17 protein-coding genes and 1 pseudogene are annotated in these 17043 nt (G+C 69.8%); 12 read left to right on the top strand and 6 right to left on the bottom strand.

Annotated elements, in window-relative coordinates; all coding sequences use genetic code 11:
- Positions 1-10 precede the first annotated feature (10 nt).
- The 3 genes and pseudogenes from ACIGXW_RS15530 to ACIGXW_RS15520 form a co-directional block, all read right to left on the bottom strand.
- Positions 11-409 carry a GerW family sporulation protein gene (locus ACIGXW_RS15530; RefSeq protein ID WP_399573434.1) on the bottom strand — a complete coding sequence of 133 codons (399 nt, stop codon included), beginning with the start codon at positions 407-409 and terminating at the stop codon, positions 11-13.
- Positions 410-1099: 690 nt separating this feature from the next.
- A pseudogene (locus tag ACIGXW_RS15525) lies at positions 1100-1423 on the bottom strand (transposase); the annotation flags it as partial.
- Between the two features lie 90 nt (positions 1424-1513).
- Complete coding sequence (locus tag ACIGXW_RS15520; RefSeq protein WP_399573433.1) at positions 1514-2158, bottom strand: MBL fold metallo-hydrolase; 645 nt, start codon at positions 2156-2158, stop codon at positions 1514-1516.
- A 159-nt stretch (positions 2159-2317) separates the two neighbouring features.
- On the opposite strand from ACIGXW_RS15520, the gene ACIGXW_RS15515 reads away from it, so the two are divergent.
- From ACIGXW_RS15515 to ACIGXW_RS15485, 7 genes are all read left to right on the top strand, one after another.
- The gene (locus tag ACIGXW_RS15515) at positions 2318-2743 is read left to right on the top strand and encodes a MarR family winged helix-turn-helix transcriptional regulator (protein WP_399573432.1); all 426 of its coding nucleotides are present in this window, start codon (positions 2318-2320) and stop codon (positions 2741-2743) included.
- 1018 nt (positions 2744-3761) lie between these two features.
- Positions 3762-5216 carry an MFS transporter gene (locus tag ACIGXW_RS15510; protein ID WP_399573431.1) on the top strand — a complete coding sequence of 485 codons (1455 nt, stop codon included), beginning with the start codon at positions 3762-3764 and terminating at the stop codon, positions 5214-5216.
- A gap of 158 nt (positions 5217-5374) precedes the next feature.
- Positions 5375-5980, top strand: a complete 606-nt coding sequence (locus tag ACIGXW_RS15505) for a response regulator (protein ID WP_399573430.1) — start codon at positions 5375-5377, stop codon at positions 5978-5980.
- A 245-nt stretch (positions 5981-6225) separates the two neighbouring features.
- Positions 6226-6450, top strand: a complete 225-nt coding sequence (rpmB, locus tag ACIGXW_RS15500) for a 50S ribosomal protein L28 (protein WP_078594325.1) — start codon at positions 6226-6228, stop codon at positions 6448-6450.
- 107 nt (positions 6451-6557) lie between these two features.
- Positions 6558-6791 (top strand): hypothetical protein, encoded by a 234-nt coding sequence (locus ACIGXW_RS15495; RefSeq protein ID WP_399573429.1) that lies wholly within the window; start codon positions 6558-6560, stop codon positions 6789-6791.
- A 351-nt stretch (positions 6792-7142) separates the two neighbouring features.
- A complete protein-coding gene (locus ACIGXW_RS15490) occupies positions 7143-8591 on the top strand; it encodes an MFS transporter (RefSeq protein WP_399573427.1) in 1449 nt (482 codons plus the stop codon).
- 285 nt (positions 8592-8876) lie between these two features.
- Positions 8877-9482, top strand: a complete 606-nt coding sequence (locus ACIGXW_RS15485; RefSeq protein ID WP_399573425.1) for a hypothetical protein — start codon at positions 8877-8879, stop codon at positions 9480-9482.
- A gap of 473 nt (positions 9483-9955) precedes the next feature.
- Here ACIGXW_RS15485 and ACIGXW_RS15480 read toward each other — a convergent pair whose 3' ends face one another.
- Positions 9956-10585 carry a type III effector protein gene (locus tag ACIGXW_RS15480; RefSeq protein WP_071962067.1) on the bottom strand — a complete coding sequence of 210 codons (630 nt, stop codon included), beginning with the start codon at positions 10583-10585 and terminating at the stop codon, positions 9956-9958.
- A gap of 129 nt (positions 10586-10714) precedes the next feature.
- Here ACIGXW_RS15480 and ACIGXW_RS15475 point away from each other — a divergent pair, with 129 nt between their 5' ends.
- From ACIGXW_RS15475 to ACIGXW_RS15465, 3 genes are all read left to right on the top strand, one after another.
- On the top strand, positions 10715-11146 hold the full coding sequence (locus ACIGXW_RS15475; RefSeq protein WP_399573424.1) for an Hsp20/alpha crystallin family protein: 432 nt from the start codon (positions 10715-10717) through the stop codon (positions 11144-11146).
- Positions 11147-11249: 103 nt separating this feature from the next.
- Positions 11250-11645: a DUF2267 domain-containing protein gene (locus ACIGXW_RS15470; RefSeq protein ID WP_071962084.1), complete on the top strand. Its 396-nt coding sequence runs from the start codon at positions 11250-11252 to the stop codon at positions 11643-11645.
- Between the two features lie 57 nt (positions 11646-11702).
- A complete protein-coding gene (locus ACIGXW_RS15465; RefSeq protein WP_071962065.1) occupies positions 11703-12146 on the top strand; it encodes a DUF2267 domain-containing protein in 444 nt (147 codons plus the stop codon).
- A 322-nt stretch (positions 12147-12468) separates the two neighbouring features.
- Here the strand turns inward: ACIGXW_RS15465 and ACIGXW_RS15460 are convergent, their stop codons facing one another.
- A complete protein-coding gene (locus tag ACIGXW_RS15460; RefSeq protein WP_399573423.1) occupies positions 12469-13065 on the bottom strand; it encodes a cysteine hydrolase family protein in 597 nt (198 codons plus the stop codon).
- 82 nt (positions 13066-13147) lie between these two features.
- Here ACIGXW_RS15460 and ACIGXW_RS15455 point away from each other — a divergent pair, with 82 nt between their 5' ends.
- Complete coding sequence (locus ACIGXW_RS15455) at positions 13148-14182, top strand: GlxA family transcriptional regulator (RefSeq protein ID WP_399573422.1); 1035 nt, start codon at positions 13148-13150, stop codon at positions 14180-14182.
- 50 nt (positions 14183-14232) lie between these two features.
- Here the strand turns inward: ACIGXW_RS15455 and ACIGXW_RS15450 are convergent, their stop codons facing one another.
- Positions 14233-15093: a patatin-like phospholipase family protein gene (locus ACIGXW_RS15450; RefSeq protein WP_399573420.1), complete on the bottom strand. Its 861-nt coding sequence runs from the start codon at positions 15091-15093 to the stop codon at positions 14233-14235.
- Positions 15094-15693: 600 nt separating this feature from the next.
- Between ACIGXW_RS15450 and ACIGXW_RS15445 the strand changes: the two genes are divergently transcribed.
- Complete coding sequence (locus ACIGXW_RS15445; RefSeq protein WP_399573419.1) at positions 15694-16920, top strand: S8 family peptidase; 1227 nt, start codon at positions 15694-15696, stop codon at positions 16918-16920.
- The last annotated feature ends 123 nt before the right edge of the window (positions 16921-17043 follow it).

The raw sequence follows: 17043 nt of genomic DNA, 5'->3' as shown, positions 1-17043 counted from the left end.
CCTCAGTTGTTCAGCGAGGGCGGCGCTTGGCGAGGCGGCGAACGAGCAGGGGGACGACGGTTCCTGCCAGGAGGGCGGCGAGTGGTACGGCGACATTTACCCAGGGGGCTCGGAGGGGTTTGTAGGTGGCGGTGCCGTCTTTGATCTCGATGTAGCCCCGGGGGCGGGCGCCGGCTCCGCCCCCTCCTTCGCCGGTGTTGGCGGCTCCGGCTTCGGAGCCCGTGCCCCCGGCGAATCCGAAGGCGATTTCGGCGACTGGAATGACGGTGATTCCGCCGCTGGTGACGGGTTCGCCGAAGACGGCTGTCACCGAGGCCCGGCTACCGAGCTGTTCGGCCAGGCGTTCCATCAGGACTGCGGCCGTGTCGGCCTGCGGGACGGGCTGGTCCGGTGTGTCTGAGCTGGTCATCGGATACCTCCGGGGTGGCGGGTAAGGCGGTACCGAGGATATGGGGGGGTTTGGCATGGGCCGCGTGTGGATCAGGGGCGTAGACAGGGCGCCGGGCACCCGACGGCCGCCTCGAACCAGCCGTCGGGGCAGGGCAGTTGCTGGGCTCCTACGCGGCAGAAGCCGTGATGCTGCTGCGCTTCATGTTCGCCGAGCGGCGCTGTCAGAGGGCGGGGTGTCTGGTTCGTCGTTGCGATTGAGGCAAGCGCACTGATCGGGGGACTCGTCGAGGGGTTACGGTCGTGGTTGGGTGAACAGTCCCGGCTCGGTCTCGGTCAGGACGCCGCGGCGGACCAGGCGCTTGAGCTTGGTGCGGACGTTGTTGACGTTGTTCGGCACGATCTCCAGGTCCATCGCCTCGCAGACGTGCCGTGCCCGCAGCGGACCGTCGGCCTCGGCGAACACCGCCAGAATCTGCCGGTAGGCCGCGTCGTCCGGCACGGTGGTGGTCGGCGCGGGTGTCGGCGGGGACGCCTCGTCGGGCAGTTCCGGGAGCGTCTTCCGTGTGATCTTGATGTATTCGGTGGCCTGGTCGAGTTCGCTCAGCAGCGCGGTCAGTTCCGCGATCTTCTCGTGGGCGGCCCCCCGCTTGCTCGGCGATCTGCTGTTCGCAGGCTTCCAGGCGGGCCAGCAGCGCGCCGAGGGTGTGCTCAAGATCCCGTAGGTCTGCTCGACCACCCACCGCTTGGGCTGGGGCACGAAGCCGACCTCCGCCGGGTTGCGCTCGACGATTTCGATCTCGATGCCCACCTGCCGGCCGTGGGCCACGACGGTGTTCTTGAACCCCTGGTCCACCAGGGCCTTCTTGACCGTGTCGGTCCCGGCGGCGACCTTGTCCAGCAGGGCGGTGCCGGCGGCGTTGTCGTGGGCGGAGGCGGCCGGCACCACCACCGCGATCACCAGGCCCAATACATCAACGGCCAGACCACGCTTGCAGCCTGGCGCTTTTTTGCTGCGTCCAGTCCCGTCGTGTCCTCCACGGCCGGGCCTCGCGGCACGCCACAGGTCCGCACAGCCACACGTTCAGGCGGCGACGAAACCGACATCAGGTCGCGTACCGCCCTCTTACAGCTGGACGGTGGTGCCGGGCTCGAGGCGGTCGATCGGGGTGCCGGTCAGGCCCTTCTCGCCGAGGAGATTGGCGGTGGAGTGCTGGCCGAGGTCGCTGAGCATGAGTTCGTGGATCTGGATGATGCGCTCGGGCTTGACGGTGCGGACGTAGTCGGCGGCTTCGCCGAGCTTTGTCCATGGGCCGCTGGTCGGCAGCAGGAGGGTGCGTACGGGAGCGTCGGGCGCGAAGTAGGCGTCGCCGGGGTGGTAGACGGCTCCGTCGTCGAGGAGGTAGCCGACGTTGTCGGGGCACGGGATGTCGGCGTGGATCAGCGCGTGGCGGTGGCCGTGGACGGTGGCGGTGATGGGACCGACGCTGAAGGTGTCGCCCGCGGCGACGGCGTGGACGCGGCCATCGTGGCTGCCGAGGGTGGCTGCGACCGTGGCTGTGCCGTAGACCTGCAGCCCGGGCTGGACTTCGAGAGCGGCGGCGACGAGCTTTTCGTCGAAGTGGTCGAAGTGTTCATGGGTGATCAGGACGGCGTGAGCCTGGGTGACGGCCTCTGCCGCGTCCGGGGTGAAGGTGCCGGGGTCGATGACCAGGCGGGTGCCGTCCTTCTCGAGCGTGACGCAGGCATGGGCGTGCTTGGTGAGCTTCACAGCGGGTCCTTTCCGAGCCGGCCGAATATCTACAACCAGACTGTACAGTATGGTTGTAGATATTGCGCCGTGAGCGTCGGCGGGCGCCCCTGTGGCACCAAAGTAAACAATGGAGCCAAGGTGTACAGTTCGGTTGATGGGTGTGGATAAGCTGGCATCATGGACGAAAATCAGCTGGCTGAAGAACTTCGCCTGACCATCGGACGGCTCGTACGCACTGTGCGCACTGCCGACAAGATGCCGCCCGGCGAGGCCGCTGTCCTGGGCTACCTGGACCGCAGCGGCCCGCTGACCACCGCCGATATCGCACAACAGCGGGGAGTCAGTCACCAGTCGGCTGCCAAGGCGGTCAAAGAACTCCTGGCTCAGGGCCTTGTGCATGCCGAGGCACACCCCAGCGACGGGCGCAAGCTGTTGCTCTACCTCACGCCGATGGGAAGTGGCCGTCTGGCCGAGGAGCGCCGAAGGCGTGCGGACTGGCTCGGCACCGCGATCAACGATGTCCTCAGTTCCAATGAACGAAAGACGCTTGAGGCGGCGCTGCCTCTGCTATCGCGCCTGACCGCACACCTGAATGGCAAGTAGCCCAGGGACTGTCGTTTGGGTCATCGAGCGCTGTGCATTGTGAAGTTGCAGGTCACGAGGCTGGTGTGCGTGACGTCCGGGATGCCCATGCTGGTCGCGCTCGGATGACTTCGGCGAAGATCGTCGGTCCCCGGGAGACTTCGTGCTTGCCGCACACCGCCACCTGAAGGCCAGGGCTTCGGCGTAGTCGGATGGTGTCCGGTTCATGAGGGTCAGTCGGGTGGGAAGCCCTGGGAGTAAACGCAGCCAGCCTCGGCGAAGCCTGCTGGTTGCCACGTGATCCCGCCTTACGCCCATGTATCAGGTCGCCCCAGGCCCCCTGATCGTGTGTAGGCGCTTCATCCCCGAGTCGTGCCACACCGGTGACTTGATGAGGGACGACGGTGTCGCGCACCACCGAACCTCTCGCAAACGGACGACGCCGCCTTGGTAGCGAGAGCCCTCCAAGGGTGCGAGCGAGGAGGCCATGACTGGGCCCGAGGCACGCATTGGCCCAGCGGTGTCAAGCGATAAGCAGTGCTCGTGCTGTCTGCACGACGTGGGCGTGCAGACAGCACGACTGGACTCAGGTGGCGTCCCCATAGCCGTAGCGTGGTCCGGGCCGTACATGGCCCTCGAAATCCGCTGTGTATATGCGTAATTCCCTGGTGGGAGGCCTCGTGGCGAGAGCTCCACCGCACTACAGGGGGGCCGTGATGCGGCCCGGGGCGGGAGCCTGAGGGGACGAAATTCGATTGCCGGCCCTGCGATCAGGGACGTAGCCTGAGGCCGCTCGTGGAGCTGTCCGCTCCGTTCGTATATGTCACGAGGTGATGACCTATCTCCCAGGCCTGAGAACCGCTTGCCATGAGGCTTGACCCCCTGCTCTGTGCAGCAGCGCGCGGTCGTCTCTCAGCAGCTGTCTGCCCTTCGGCCTGGGCGTTGCCGCACCCGAATCTTCCTGTCGCGCAGTAAGCGGGACGGGCATGCCTGGCCTGCCCCTTTTCCCCTTTCTGTCCGCCAGAACAGGAACTGTGCCGTGTCCGCTGACACCAAGATCCTCCCCTCCCGCTCTGCCCCCGCCGGCAACCGTCCCGGCAGTGGTCGCACCGTCATGCTGGTCGTCGTCCTGGTCGCTGAGCTGATGAACGCCCTCGACGGCTCCGTCGTCTACACGGCGCTGCCCTCCATTCAGCACGACACCGGCGCCTCGGGCGCCGCGGTGCAGTGGATCCACGCCGCCTACGCGCTGACCTTCGCTCTGGGACTGATGACCGGCGGCCGGCTCGGCGATCTCTACGGCCGCAAGCGGCTCTTCCTCCTGGGAATCGGCGTCTTCACCGCGGCTTCGCTGCTCTGCGGCCTGGCCGATGCCCCCACCCTGCTGATCGCTGCCCGCTTCGTCCAGGGCAGCGCCGCGGCGGTCATGATTCCTCAGGTCCTGGCCACCTTGCACGTCACCTTCGACGAAGGCTCCCGTGCCAAGGCGTTCAGCCTCTACGGCACCATCATGTCGCTGGGCAGCGTCGCCGGACCGGTCCTGGGCGGCGTGCTCACCAGCGCCGATGTCTTCGGGCTCGGATGGCGGCCGATCTTCCTGATCAATGTGCCCCTCGGCCTGGCGGCCGTGCTCCTCGGCTTGCGGTACCTGCCCGAATCCCGCGACCTCGCCGCCCGGCGCCTGGACCTGGCGGGCATGGTCCTGGCCGGCTCGGGCCTGCTGCTGATCGCCTACCCGCTCACTGTCGGCGGTGCACACCAGTGGCCCGCCTGGAGTTTCCTCATGATGGCCGGAGGTTTGTCGACCTTGGCGGTCTTCGTGGTCCAGCAGAGGGCCAGGGCCGCACGGGGCCGCGATCCCCTGGTCGTCCTGGAGTTGTTCAAGAGCAGGGCGTTCGCCGCGGGTCTGTCCGCGCAGCTCGTCTTCGGCCTGCTGTCCGGGGTGTTCTTCCTGGCGTGGACCGTGTTCATGCAGGACGGGCTCGGGCTCTCCCCCCGCCAGGCGGCGACAGGCTTTGCGGCGGCGTCGGTGGGCGAGATGGCCGGCGCCTGGCTGGCGATGAGCCTGGCCGGGCGGCACGGCAGGCGCGCTCCCCAGGCCGGCGCACTGCTGGCCGTTGTCGCACTGGGTGGTTACGCGTGGCTGATCGCAGAGCAGAGCACCGGTCTGTCCCTGGTGTCGGCGGTGGTGCCGATGCTGCCGGTCGGACTCGGACTCGGCATGATCGGAGCTGCGCTGGCCGACATGACGCTGCGCCAGGTCGGCCACGATCACGCCGGCTCCGCGTCCGGGCTCTTCAACACCTCGACCCAGCTCGGCATCGCTCTGGGCACGGCCTTGACCGCCGTGGTGTTCTTCGCCCACTCCCCGGCCGGCAGCCACGGCACCACCGTCACCGCCGCGTTCACCGGAACCCTCTGGTACGTCGTCGCCGCCCTGCTGGCGATGTGGGTCCTCATGCTCCTGCTGCCCAAGCGCCACGCCACGGACTAGAACCAGCCCCTGCCGGGGCCCGGACGGCAGCATCCGGGCCCCGGCGTGCCCCGAGCGTGCCCCCAGGGCAGCCGCCTGGACGGCAGGGTCTGTGACAACTGGTCCGGACCGCTGCTCTCCCCTGCCGACAAGCCTGTCAACAAGGAACAACCGCCCCCATGATCCGAGTGTTGATCGCCGATGGCCTGCGCCTGACGCGCGAAGCGCTGTCTGTCGTGCTTGCGTCCGAACCCGGAATGCACGTGGTCGCGCAGGTACCACGAGGCGATGAGATCGTGCCTCAGGCCCTGCGCACCCGCCCGACGGTGGCGCTGCTCGACGCTGACCTCCCCGGCCTGGACGGGATCTCGGCCGCGGAGCAGCTCAAAGCCGCACTGCCCCCCTGCCGCATCGTCATCCTGGCCGCCCTGGAACGCGCCAGCGCGTTGAGAGCTGCGCTGGAGGTGGGGGTTGAAGGGTTCGTGAGCAAAGGCGTGTCGGTCAAAGAACTGACCGACTCCGTCCGCAAGGTCGCACGGGGTGAGCGCGTTTTGGACCCACGGCTCGTCACGGACGCTCTGCACGCCCCCGACAACCCGCTCAGCGAGCGCGACAGGGAACTTCTGCGCCTGGCCGCGCACGGCCACACGCCCCAGGAGATCGCCGAGGTCCTGCATCTCTCACCCGGAACGGTCCGCAACAACCTGGCCGCCATCAACCGCAAGGTCGGGGCACGGAACCGTATCGAGGCGATACGCACCGCCTCTGCCCGCGGCTGGACCTGACCGGCCTTCGCCACCCCGCCGCGCCCCCGAGTGCAATCTGCACGAGAAGCCGTGCGCTTCACCTTCGTGACCCCACTACGGCCTCTCCCCAAATCCTCTATATCCGCTGGTCAGCGCGTTGGCAGCGAGAAATCTCGGATCCAGAACGGGTTCGGGAGGTCCTCGTGATCTTGGAAGAATCCGAATTCGGCGCGGCTCTTCACATGAGCCGTCGCCCTCCATGATCCGAGCGAGAAGGAGACATTGTGTCCAGTCGGTGTGATGTATGCAGCAAGCAGCCCAGCTTCGGGAAACGCGTGGCCCGTTCCGGATCCCGCGCCCAGAGCCGGCACGTCCGGGGACGGTCAAGCCGCCGTTTCAACCCGAACATTCAGTCGGTCAGGGCCGTCAAGGATGGAACGCCTCTCCGCATGAACGTGTGCACCTCGTGCATCAAGGCGGGCAAGGTGGACCGTCGCGTCTCCGCGTAAGCGTGCGGGAGAAACCGGCGCCCAGGCTCTTCAGCCGTTTCCGCGCTGCGGTGCCTGGCGCCCGGCGCCGGCCGACAAGGAACGAGTTCCCTTGTGACGATTGCGGAATGCCGACCGCGCCCCTTGACGGCCCTGACGAGTGGTACACCGTACTCGACGGTGTATGGCAATGCGCTGGTGCCGCCGAGGACAACATCCTGTGCATCGGTTGCCTCGAAGTCCGCCTGAACCGCCGTCTGGTACCCACCGATTTCATCACGGCAGCCCTCAATGACCCGCACTACGGCCACCACAGTCAGCGCTTGCTCAGCCGTCTGCGGCCCGAGGCGGCCGAGGACTGATATCCACCGGCCGCCTCCGGCCCGAGCGGAATTATTCCCTTGCATGGGCGCCCGTGGCCCTTTTAGCCTGTTGTGGTTGTAGTTCCGTCGGTGCCCGTTCCGGGGCCCGACGCCGTGTTTCGAGGTGATGACGTATCTCCCAGGCCAAGTAAGCAGCCGCTCGTTCCGAGGCGCTTTTCCGGTTGTCCGCCATGGCGGACGCTGACGCATGCCTCGACGGCGGTGCTCACTGATGGCCTGGGTTCGTTTCGTCGCCCCCTGCTTCCCCCTGTCGCGCTAAACGGCGAGCGGGGGCATGCCCGGGCCTGCCCCCGTCCCCCATTCCTTCTGTACGCGAACAGGAATTTCCTCGTGTCAACCGACACCCACACCACCGGCCGCCCATGCCCCACCGGGGCCGGCCGTGCTGCCACGATCACCCTGATCGTGGTGCTGATCGCCGAGCTGATGAACGCGCTCGACGGTTCCATCGTCCACACCGCACTGCCCTCCATCCAGGCGGGCACCGGCGCCTCCAGCGCCGCGGTGCAGTGGATCCCCGCCGCCTACACCCTCACCTTCGCCCTCGCCCTGATCACGGGCGGGCGCCTGGGTGACCTCTTCGGCCGCAAGCGGGTCTTCCTCACCGGTACCGCCCTGTTCACCGTGGCGTCACTGCTGTGCGGGATCGCGACCGGTCCGGACTTCCTGGTCGCCGCCCGGGCCCTGCAGGGCGCCGGAGCGGCGGTCATGGTGCCGCAGGTCATGGCCACCATCGCAGTCACCTTTCAGGGCGAGTCCCAAGCCAAGGCGTTCGGCATGTACGGCATGGTCATGTCGCTCGGCGGCGTCCTCGGCCCCGTCCTGGGCGCGGTCCTGACAGCCGCCGACATCGCCGGCCTGGGCTGGCGGGCGATCTTCCTGATCAACCTGCCGATCGGCCTGGCCACCGTGCTCTTCGCCCTCCAGTTCATTCCGGAGTCCCGCGAGCAGCAGGCGAGACGACTGGACCCCCTGGGCATGCTGCTCTCCGCCGCGGGCCTGCTGCTGATCGCCTACCCGCTCACCGTGGGCGGCGAGCGGCACTGGCCCGCCTGGAGCTTCCTCATGATCGCCGCAGGCGTGGTCGTGCTGGCCGTGTTCGTGGCCCAGCAGCGCGCCAAGACCGCCAAGGACGGCTCCGCGCTGGTGGCGCTGTCTCTCTTCAGGAGCAAGGCGTTCGCCGGCGGCCTCGCCGCCCAGATGGTGTTCGGTCTGGTCTCCGGTGTCTTCCTGCTGACGTGGGTGCTGTTCATGCAGTCCGGACTCGGCCTTACGCCAGGGCAGTTCGCTCCGGCGTCCGTCGCCATCTCCATCGGTGGCATGGCCGGCGCCATGCTGGCCTCCAAGTGGGCGGGACGCCACATGCGGCGTGTGCCGCAGGCCGGGGCCGCGCTGATCGCTCTCACGCTGGCGGGCTACCAGCTGCTGGTCTCCGCCCAGCAGACCGAGACGCCGTTCGTGGCCGCTGTCGCTCCGATGATCCTCGTCGGCGCCGGGTTCGGCATCGTCGGCGCAGGTCTTGCCGGTCTCACCCTCGGCCAGGTCGGCCACGAGGACGCCGGGTCTGCGGCGGGACTGTTCAACACCGCCATGCAGCTCGGCACCGCACTCGGTATCGCGACGGCGTCGGTGGTGTTCTTCAACCACGCCCCCGCGGGCAGCCACGGCGCCACCGTGACGCACGCCTTCGCGGGCAGCGTCTGGTACGCCATCGCCGCCCTCGCGGTGATGTGGGCGCTGATGTTCCGGCTCCCCAAGCCGGTCAAGGCCGCCACCTGATCCACCGCCGGGGCCCCGCCCCTCGCCGGGCGGGCCCCGGCTCTCCTTACCTTCGCCTCACCAACAGCCTCTGGTACAGGCACCGGCACGCTGGTCGCCATGTGGGCGCTGACTCCCCTGCTCCCCACACCGATCCGCCCCAGCTGACGCAAGACAGCGACGGTGTTCACACCGTCGCTGTCCTCATGAACGACAGGATGCAAGGACTAACTGGCCGCTGGACCACTCAGGCGCCCAGACCTCCGTCGCCTCGCCCGAGGGGCGAAGCCTTTCAACACGCTGAATTTGACAGAGAAGTCGTCGCTCACCAGGGCCCTGAAGTGGTCGAGCTCGAGGACCTGCGTCGGCTTCCAGGCAGCGGTCGACGAAGTCGACTACACCGATCCCCGGCTGTACCGGATGTACCAGCACGCCGCCAATGTGGTCGACTGCTCCAACGACGTGCTCAGCCTCTTCGTTGAGGCACGCCAGCCCGGCCAGTTCTGGAACCTGGTGCTGACTCAAGCGGCAAGCGGACTCACTCTGCAGGAGAGCGTGGAGACAACCGTCCGGCTCGTCCAGGACGAGGTCCGAGCGTTCCAGGCACTGGAGCAGACCGTTACGTGCGGACCCGCTGCGCGCCGCTTCATGGAAGGCGTTCTCGACTCCGAGCCAGTAGCCCAGGATCGTGAGGGTGCGGATGTTCTCGCGCAAGCCCGACCCCTGCTGGTCCCGGCGAAGCTCAGCGAAGTTCTCCACCGGGGCGGTGGCCGCGCTGGTCAGCGGCAGTTCACCCGGCGGCCGGCTCCGGAGCCGAGCCAGGACCGGCGACCAGTCGCGGCGCATGGTGAACAGGGTCTCTTGTCCGGGGCAGACCGTCATCGCGGGCGTCATGTCCGCGGGCACCGGTAGGGGCCGGTCGGCCGGGGGTGGCAGATTCGGTCCGCGCGGCGGCGGGCAGGTCGATCACCAGGTGCGTGGCTGGACCGGCTGGAGGCCACGGCCGGTCGGTGTCGCGGTGGGGATGGCAGGTGCGGCAGTGACCGGCACGCAGCGGCAACTCGTCGCGGCGGCAGCGGGCGCACTGTCCCCGCTCGCGCCGCTTGCGCCAGGACCGGCACGGGCCGCAGCGCCTGGACCTCGCGCAACCCGAGCAGGCCCTCTGGTGCAGCACCGACCGGCTCAGGCACACCGGAAGGGGCTCCGGCCGGACGGATCGGGGGAGCGGCGAATGCGCCAGGGCTGGGGCGTACGGCGTGAAGTGCAGGTCGACGAGGGAGCGGGCCAGGTGGGCCCGCAGGCCGGCCGTGTCGGTCTCCAGGTCTCCGCTCGTTCACCCGGGGGCGGAGGCCGACAGGGCTGCTGTCGCGGTGCGCCGGGCCGGGTCAGGGGGGTGCGAGGGTGTCGAGCCGGGCGGCGAGGTCGGGGTGGGCGGCGGCCAGGTGGGGGCGGGCGGCGGCCAGGGGCGCGATGAGAGTGGCGGGGTCGTCGTGGGCGAGGGCCGCGTGGAGCTCGCTGAGCGGACGGCGGGCGGCGGGCGGGAGGTCGGTGAGTGCGGTGATCTGGCCGGCCAGGCGACGTAGGTCGGCGGCGTTGTGGCGGGCCCAGGTAGCGGTGGTGCGGTCGGCGGCCCGGGCCTGACGGGTGGCCTGGACGCGCTGTTCGCCGGTGGTCCCCGCGGGGCCGGGGCGGCCGCGCAGGTAGCGGCGCTCGGCGGCCTGACGGCTGGCGACACCGAGGGGGTGGGCGAGGTCGGCCCAGCTGGCGCCCGCGTCACGGGCCGTTTCGATCAGGCCTGTCTCCCACCCGGCGAGCTGCTCGCGGACCTGCCGCAGCAGCGACAAGGAGGCCAGGGCCTGCTCCGGCGCCGGCCCGGCGCCGGGGGTGTCGGGGGCCTCGTGCTGGGCGGTGCGCAGTGCGTTGTCTATGGCGTTGAGGGCCGCCGCGGCGGCCAGGAACGACACCGGGCTGGGGGCGTCGGCGCTGGACGAGGACGACTGGTCGGCCGGGGTCACGGGCACCTCCCTCGGGTTGTCATCACGTGGACGACATCGATGTTTGTCATCCATTAGATGACATGTTACAACGGTTTCAGTGAGGCGCATTGGCAGCAACTGCCTGAACCTGCTGGAGGTGTTTTCACGATGTTGATGCGCACTGACCCCTTCCGTGAGCTGGACCGGCTGGCGCAGCAGATGATGGGCCCGGGCACCTGGTCGAGGCCGTCGGTGATGCCGATGGACGCCTACCGCGAGGGTGACGAGTACGTGGTGGCCTTCGACCTTCCCGGTGTCACCGCGGACGCGATCGACATCGACGTCGAGCGGAACATGCTGACGGTCAAGGCCGAGCGCCGGCCGGTGGCGAAGGCCGACGAGGTGCAGATGGAGCTGTCCGAGCGGCCGCTGGGCGTCTTCTCCCGCCAGATCGTGCTCGCCGACACCCTCGACACCGAGCACATCAAGGCCGACTACGACACGGGCGTGCTCACGCTGCGCATCCCGATCGCCGAGCGTGCCAAGCCCCGCAAGATCTCCATCGGCGTCGGGACCGGCCACAAGGAGATCTCCGGCTGACACCGGCCGGACAGGTGCGGAGGACGGGCACCTGATCTCCCCCTGACCCGCCCTCCGCACCCCGTGGGCAGTTCCGAAGAACAAGAAAGGGGTGGCGGCCGAGATGACTCTGCGACGCGAAGCGTTCCTCGACCATGTGAAGGAACGCGGCGAGTACGGCACTGCGGAGGAAGCCGAGCGCGCGGCCCGTGTGGTGCTCGCCCTGCTCGGCGCGCACCTGGTCGGCGAGGTCCGCGCCCAGCTCGCAGCACGCCTGCCGGAGGGCTTCGCCCTGATCCTGCTCAACCCGCTGCAGAGCGCCGAGCCGCTGCCCCCGGAGCGATTCGTGCGGGCGACCGCGGCCTGGATCGAGGGCGCCACCGAGCAGACCGCGACCTGGGACGTCAGCGCCGTGCTGTCCACGGTCGCCGACACGGCCGGCGACGACCTGCTGGGGCAGATCCTGCTCCAGCTCCCCGCCGGCTACGACCTCCTCTTCGGCCGCCCCCAGCCCACCTGACCCATACCTCGGTGCCGCACACCGGCACCCCTGGCTCCACGAAAGGCATGCACCGCAGTGATCACCGACGTGCGCGTACCGCTCGAGCGCCAGCAGCCGTACGGGACGGCGTATGAGCAGATGCTGGAGAAGGTCCGCTACGAAGGCGCCTACCCCACCCGCGAGAGAGCCGACGAAGCCATCCGCCTGGTCCTGTCGGGACTGGGACGCCAGCTGACCGGCGACGAACGCGTCGACCTGGCCGCCTGCCTGCCCTTCGAGGCCGCACGTGTCCTGACCGCACAGATCCCCGACACCCAGCCGCTGACCGGATGGGCCTTCGTCAAGGCCCTCGCCGCCCGCACCGGCGCCTCCCTGGCCACCACCCGCTGGGACACCGGATCCGTCTTCTCCGCCGTCGCCGCCCACGCCGGCCCCGACCTCATCACCCGCATCCTCCACCAGCTCCCCACCGGCTACGCGCTGCTGTTCGGCCGCGCCGAACTCACCCCGGCCGCGTAAACAGGCACCCGGCGCCCGGGCCGCAACAGGACCCGCCCCGATCCCTCTCGCCGGGCTCGCTTGGTGAAGTCCCCGATCCGCGCGATCGGGGACTTCCGCCTTGCTGGTCACCGTCCCGGCCGCGCCAGCCAATCCTCGGCGCTCCCCGGACGATCCGGGCAGACCACTGGTGCGCGAACTCGGGGAACCGGCCGCGGCCCGGGCCCTGATGCCGGGCCTCGCCGCGCAGTTGCGCGTCGTGATCACAACTCTCCGGATCGACGATCCGCATCCAGACCGATGAGGTCCCGGAGGCGTCCACCAGCGACGTCACGAGCCGAGCTCAGCCCTTCGCGGCGGCGACCAGCTCCGCCGTGGTCACCACCTCGGCGAAGCCGCCGCCCTGCAGATTGACCGCCGTCGCGCGGGCCAGCTCCTGTGCGGTCAACCGCAGCCCCTGGGGTCCGGTCAGGTCGAACGTGTGCGTGGCGTCCAGTGCGAACAGCACCTCGTAGCCGAGGTTGCCGCCCATGCGGGCCGTGGTCTCCGCGCACATGTTGGTCTGGATGCCGGTCACGACGAACTGCCGGATGCCCTGGGCCTCGAACCACTCGCGCAGGTCCGGCGTGCCGTAGAACGCGGAGTTCACCGTCTTGGTGACGAACAGCTCCGGGCCCGTGCCCTTGCCCCGCCTCTCCTCGACGAAGTCCTTGAAGTCGTTGCCCGAGTGCCCCGGGCGCAGGGGCGACCCGGGCTTCGGCGAGTCGTGCCGCACGAACACCACGGGGCGTCCGCTCGTCTGCCATGCGTCGATCAGTGCCGCGATGTTCTCCTCCGCGTCGGGGTTGTCGCGCGGTCCCCAGTACTCCGTGTCGTCGAAGGCCTTCTGTACGTCGATGAGGACCAGTGCCGTGTTGTCGTGCAGCTCTCGCTTGTTCATGACCATGATCCTGCCGTCGGCGCCGGACCCCGGACAGTGGCAGTTCTGACGGGGATCGATGGCTTTCTGCCATACTCGGCCCATGCCTGCCTACCGCGTGGCGCTGCTCGCCTTCCCCAACATCCGGTCCTTCGACGTCAGCGTCATCACTGAGGTGTGGGGCGCGGACCGCACGGACCGCGGCGTACCCGCCTTCGAGCTCCGCCGCTGTGCCGCCGACCGGAGCCCCGTCGCGATGCCCGGCGGGCTCAGCCTGGCCCCCGACCGTACGCTCTCCTGGCTCGACCGCGCCGACCTCGTCGTCGTCCCGGGCATCGTGGACCCCCGGCAGCCGACCCCGCCCGCGGTGCTCGACGCCCTGCGGCGCGCCCATGCGCGCGGCGTCCCCGTCGCGGCGCTGTGCGCCGGGGCGTTCGTCCTCGCCGAGGCCGGGCTGCTCGACGGACGCCGCGCCATCACCCACTGGAGCCTCACCGATCTCCTCCAGCGGCAGCACCCGTGCGTCACGGTCGTTCCGGACGCCCTCTTCATCGAGGCGACCGCCGACGCCCCGGACGGGCCCCCGCCCGCCCCCGGCGCGGGTGCCGGGAGCGGCCTCGGGCGCGGCGCCCTGTGGACGTCGGCCGGTACCGCGGCCGGCATCGACCTCTGCCTTCACCTCGTCCGCCGGCAGCACGGCGCCGAGACGGCCGCCACCATCGCCCGCTCGATGGTCACCGCGCCCTTCCGCACGGGCACCCAGGCGCAGTTCATCGAGCGGCCCACGCCTGCGGAGGACCGTGGCGCCGACGCCCTCGCCTCCGTACGCGAGTACGCGCTGCGCCACCTCCACGAGCCCCTGCCGGTCACCGCTCTCGCGGCGCGGGCCGGGATGTCGGCGCGCTCGTTCGCCCGCCACTTCACCGCGACCACCGGCACGACCCCCGCCCGCTGGCTGCTCGACCAGCGGCTGGCGGCCGCGCAGAAGTACCTCGAGCGCACCGATCTGCCCATGCCCGAGGTCGCCCGTCGCACGGGCTTCGGCAGCGAGGTCACCATGCGCCAGCACTTCGCCGCCCGCCTCGCCACCAGCCCCCGCGACTACCGCGCCGCCTTCTCGGCGAGGATCCAGGCCTGACGGTGGTGTGACGGTGGCGCGGATGCCGGACGGCCGGGCTCCCGGCGGCGTCAGGCGCGGTCGAGCGCGTTCCAGATGCGGGCGACGCTCTCCGCGTGCGCGGCGGCCTGGGCGTGGCCGGCGCGGGCGACAGCCGGTCGCCGGGCCTGATCGAGGGGGTTGCGGCCGAACGCCCGGCGTGCTGCGACGTCCGGTGTCAGCAGGGCCACCTCGGCTCCCTCGCGCCTGAGCATCGCCGCCTCCTCGGCCGCGCCGGGGCCGGGCCCGGGGGCCTTGGGCAGGGGCGCGAGTGCGACGACCTTCTGATGGCCGTGGGCCAGGTCGACGTTGACGGGCGACCAGATGCCGCCGTCGACCCAGCGCCGCCCGCCGATGGCGACCGGCGGCCACATGCCCGGCACCGCACAGCTCGCGGCGACCGCGCGGTGCAGGCCGGCACCGCTGCCGGCACCGAACAGGCAACGGTCGCCCGAGTGCGCGTCGACGGCGGCCACGTGCAGCCGCTCACCGGGCCAGTCCCGCGTCTGCGTCGGCAGCAGGGCGTCGACGGCGTCGAGGGCCTCGGCCTCGGTGACGGTGCGGGCGGTCAGCGCCATCCGCCCGATGCGCTGCCTCGACGTCCGCGGGTCGCGGGAACCGAGCACCGCCCACAGGAATCTGACGGTCGTACCGAGGCCGATGGTGAACTCGGTCTCGTCCCGCTGCCCGGACAGCTCCCGTTCGTAGAGCTCGTGCACCGTCGGCCCGGCCGTCAGCCGCGCTCCGGTGATCGCGCCCGCGGACGTGCCGATCACCGTGTCGGCCGCGGCGAGGTCGACGCCGGCGTCGGCGAGCCCGGCCAGCATGCCGATCTCCCACGCGGCGGCGGTGTAGCCGCCTCCCCCCAGCACCAGCGCCGTCGTCCTCACCATGCCGCCCCACCCCTCACCTGACGCCTGCGGGCCCACGCCCCGCCGACGCGAAGGCGGGCCCAATAGAAACGGGGATTGGTCCCCAGTTATCTCGTGGGTCAACGTACCACCGCGATCGGTCGATGCTCACCGATGGGGTCGACGCCCCCCGATTGGCCGGTCCTTTTCGATTTTCCGGGGGAAATCCGGCCTGCGCGGCTGCCGTCGGCAGGGCCGTCGAACGGGTCGCCGCCAGGCGTGCCCCGCATCGACGTGTGCTGAAGGGAAGGCTCGAAGCAACTCCCCGTCGCCAACTGGACGTCAGATTCCGGCCAGGCGTAGTCGGTTGGTAACTCGCCATGGCGCCAAGGGAATTGACGTGACGACGAGGTGAAACGTGACAGTGGTTGTCAGTCGGGGCGTCCAATTTGCCGTCGTTCAGCGGGGTTTGCATTTACGTAAGGGCGTTGCGTATGTCACACCTTCGAGCGGGGGTTGATCTGATCGCGTCAAAACTGACAGGGTTTCGAACACCCGGAAGCGGATCTTCCTCCGCTCCGGGTGCGCTGTCGCGACAGCGCGCGATACCCCCCCACAACCGCCCGAGGAGGAACCCTCGTCATGGCAACCCACAAGCGCACCGGCAAGCGACGGCTCGTACTTGCGATATCCGCCGCGACCGCCGTCACCGCCGGAGCCACCCTGTTCGCCCTGCCCGCCGGCGCCTCTCCCGCCGAAGGCACCGTCTACGGCGCCGACGCCAAGGACGCTATCGACGGCAGCTACATCGTCATGCTGAAGGACGGCAAGAGCGGCGCGGGCGTCCGCTCCGCCGCCGACCAGGGCAAGGACCTGGCCGAGCGGTACGGCGGCAAGGTGAACCGCACGTACACCTCCGCCGTCCACGGCTTCTCCGCCAGCGGCCTCGACAAGAACGAGGCCAAGCGCCTGGCCGCCGACCCGGCCGTCGACAAGGTCGTACAGAACCACCGCTTCACCATCAACGCCAGCCAGGAGGCCCCACCCTCCTGGGGGCTGGACCGGATCGACCAGGCCGAGGCCAAGGGCGACGGCAAGTACACCTACCCGGACGGCGCGGGTGAGGGCGTCACCGCCTACGTCATCGACACCGGAGTGCGCATCAGCCACAAGGACTTCGGCGGTCGCGCGGCATACGGCTTCAACGCGGTCGACAACAACGACAAGGCCGAGGACGGCAACGGCCACGGCACGCACGTGGCGGGCACCATCGCCGGCACGGCCCACGGCGTGGCCAAGAAGGCCAAGATCGTGGCCGTCCGCGTGCTCGACAACGAGGGCAGCGGCTCCACCGAGCAGGTGGTCGCCGGGATCGACTGGGTCACCAAGAACCACAAGGGCCCCTCGGTCGCCAACATGAGCCTCGGCGGCGGCGCGGACGAGGCGCTCGACGCGGCCGTGCAGAAAGCCATCGCCTCGGGCGTCACCTTCGCCGTCGCGGCGGGCAACGAGTCCACCGACGCCGGCAAGGGCTCCCCGGCCCGGGTGAAGGAGGCGATCACCGTCGCGTCCACCACCAAGACCGACCAGCAGTCGGACTTCTCGAACTACGGCAGCGTCGTCGACCTCTACGCCCCGGGTTCGGACATCACCTCCGACTGGAACGACAGCGACTCCGGCACCAAGACCATCTCCGGTACGTCCATGGCCACCCCGCACGTCGTGGGTGCCGCGGCGCTCTACCTCGGCGCCCACAAGGACGCCACCCCGGACCAGGTCGAGAAGGCGCTGACACAGGGCGCCACGGCGGACAAGGTCACCAACCCCAGCGCCGGAACCCCCAACAAGCTGCTGAAGGTCGTCCCGTAACCATCCGGGTCCTCCCGGGTGCCGCGCAGCGCTCGCACCACGTGAGCCGCTGAACGGTCCCTGCTGCTCCCCGGCCGGCCGTCACTCCCCTCTCCGGAGTGACGGCCGGTCATGCATGTGAGG

The sequence above is a fragment of the Streptomyces sp. NPDC053079 genome (genome assembly GCF_044546695.1).
In the GTDB taxonomy this organism is placed as follows: Bacteria; Actinomycetota; Actinomycetes; order Streptomycetales; family Streptomycetaceae; genus Streptomyces.
Note: the sequence above shows the minus strand (reverse complement) of the source record. Positions and strands in the feature narration are given on the sequence as shown.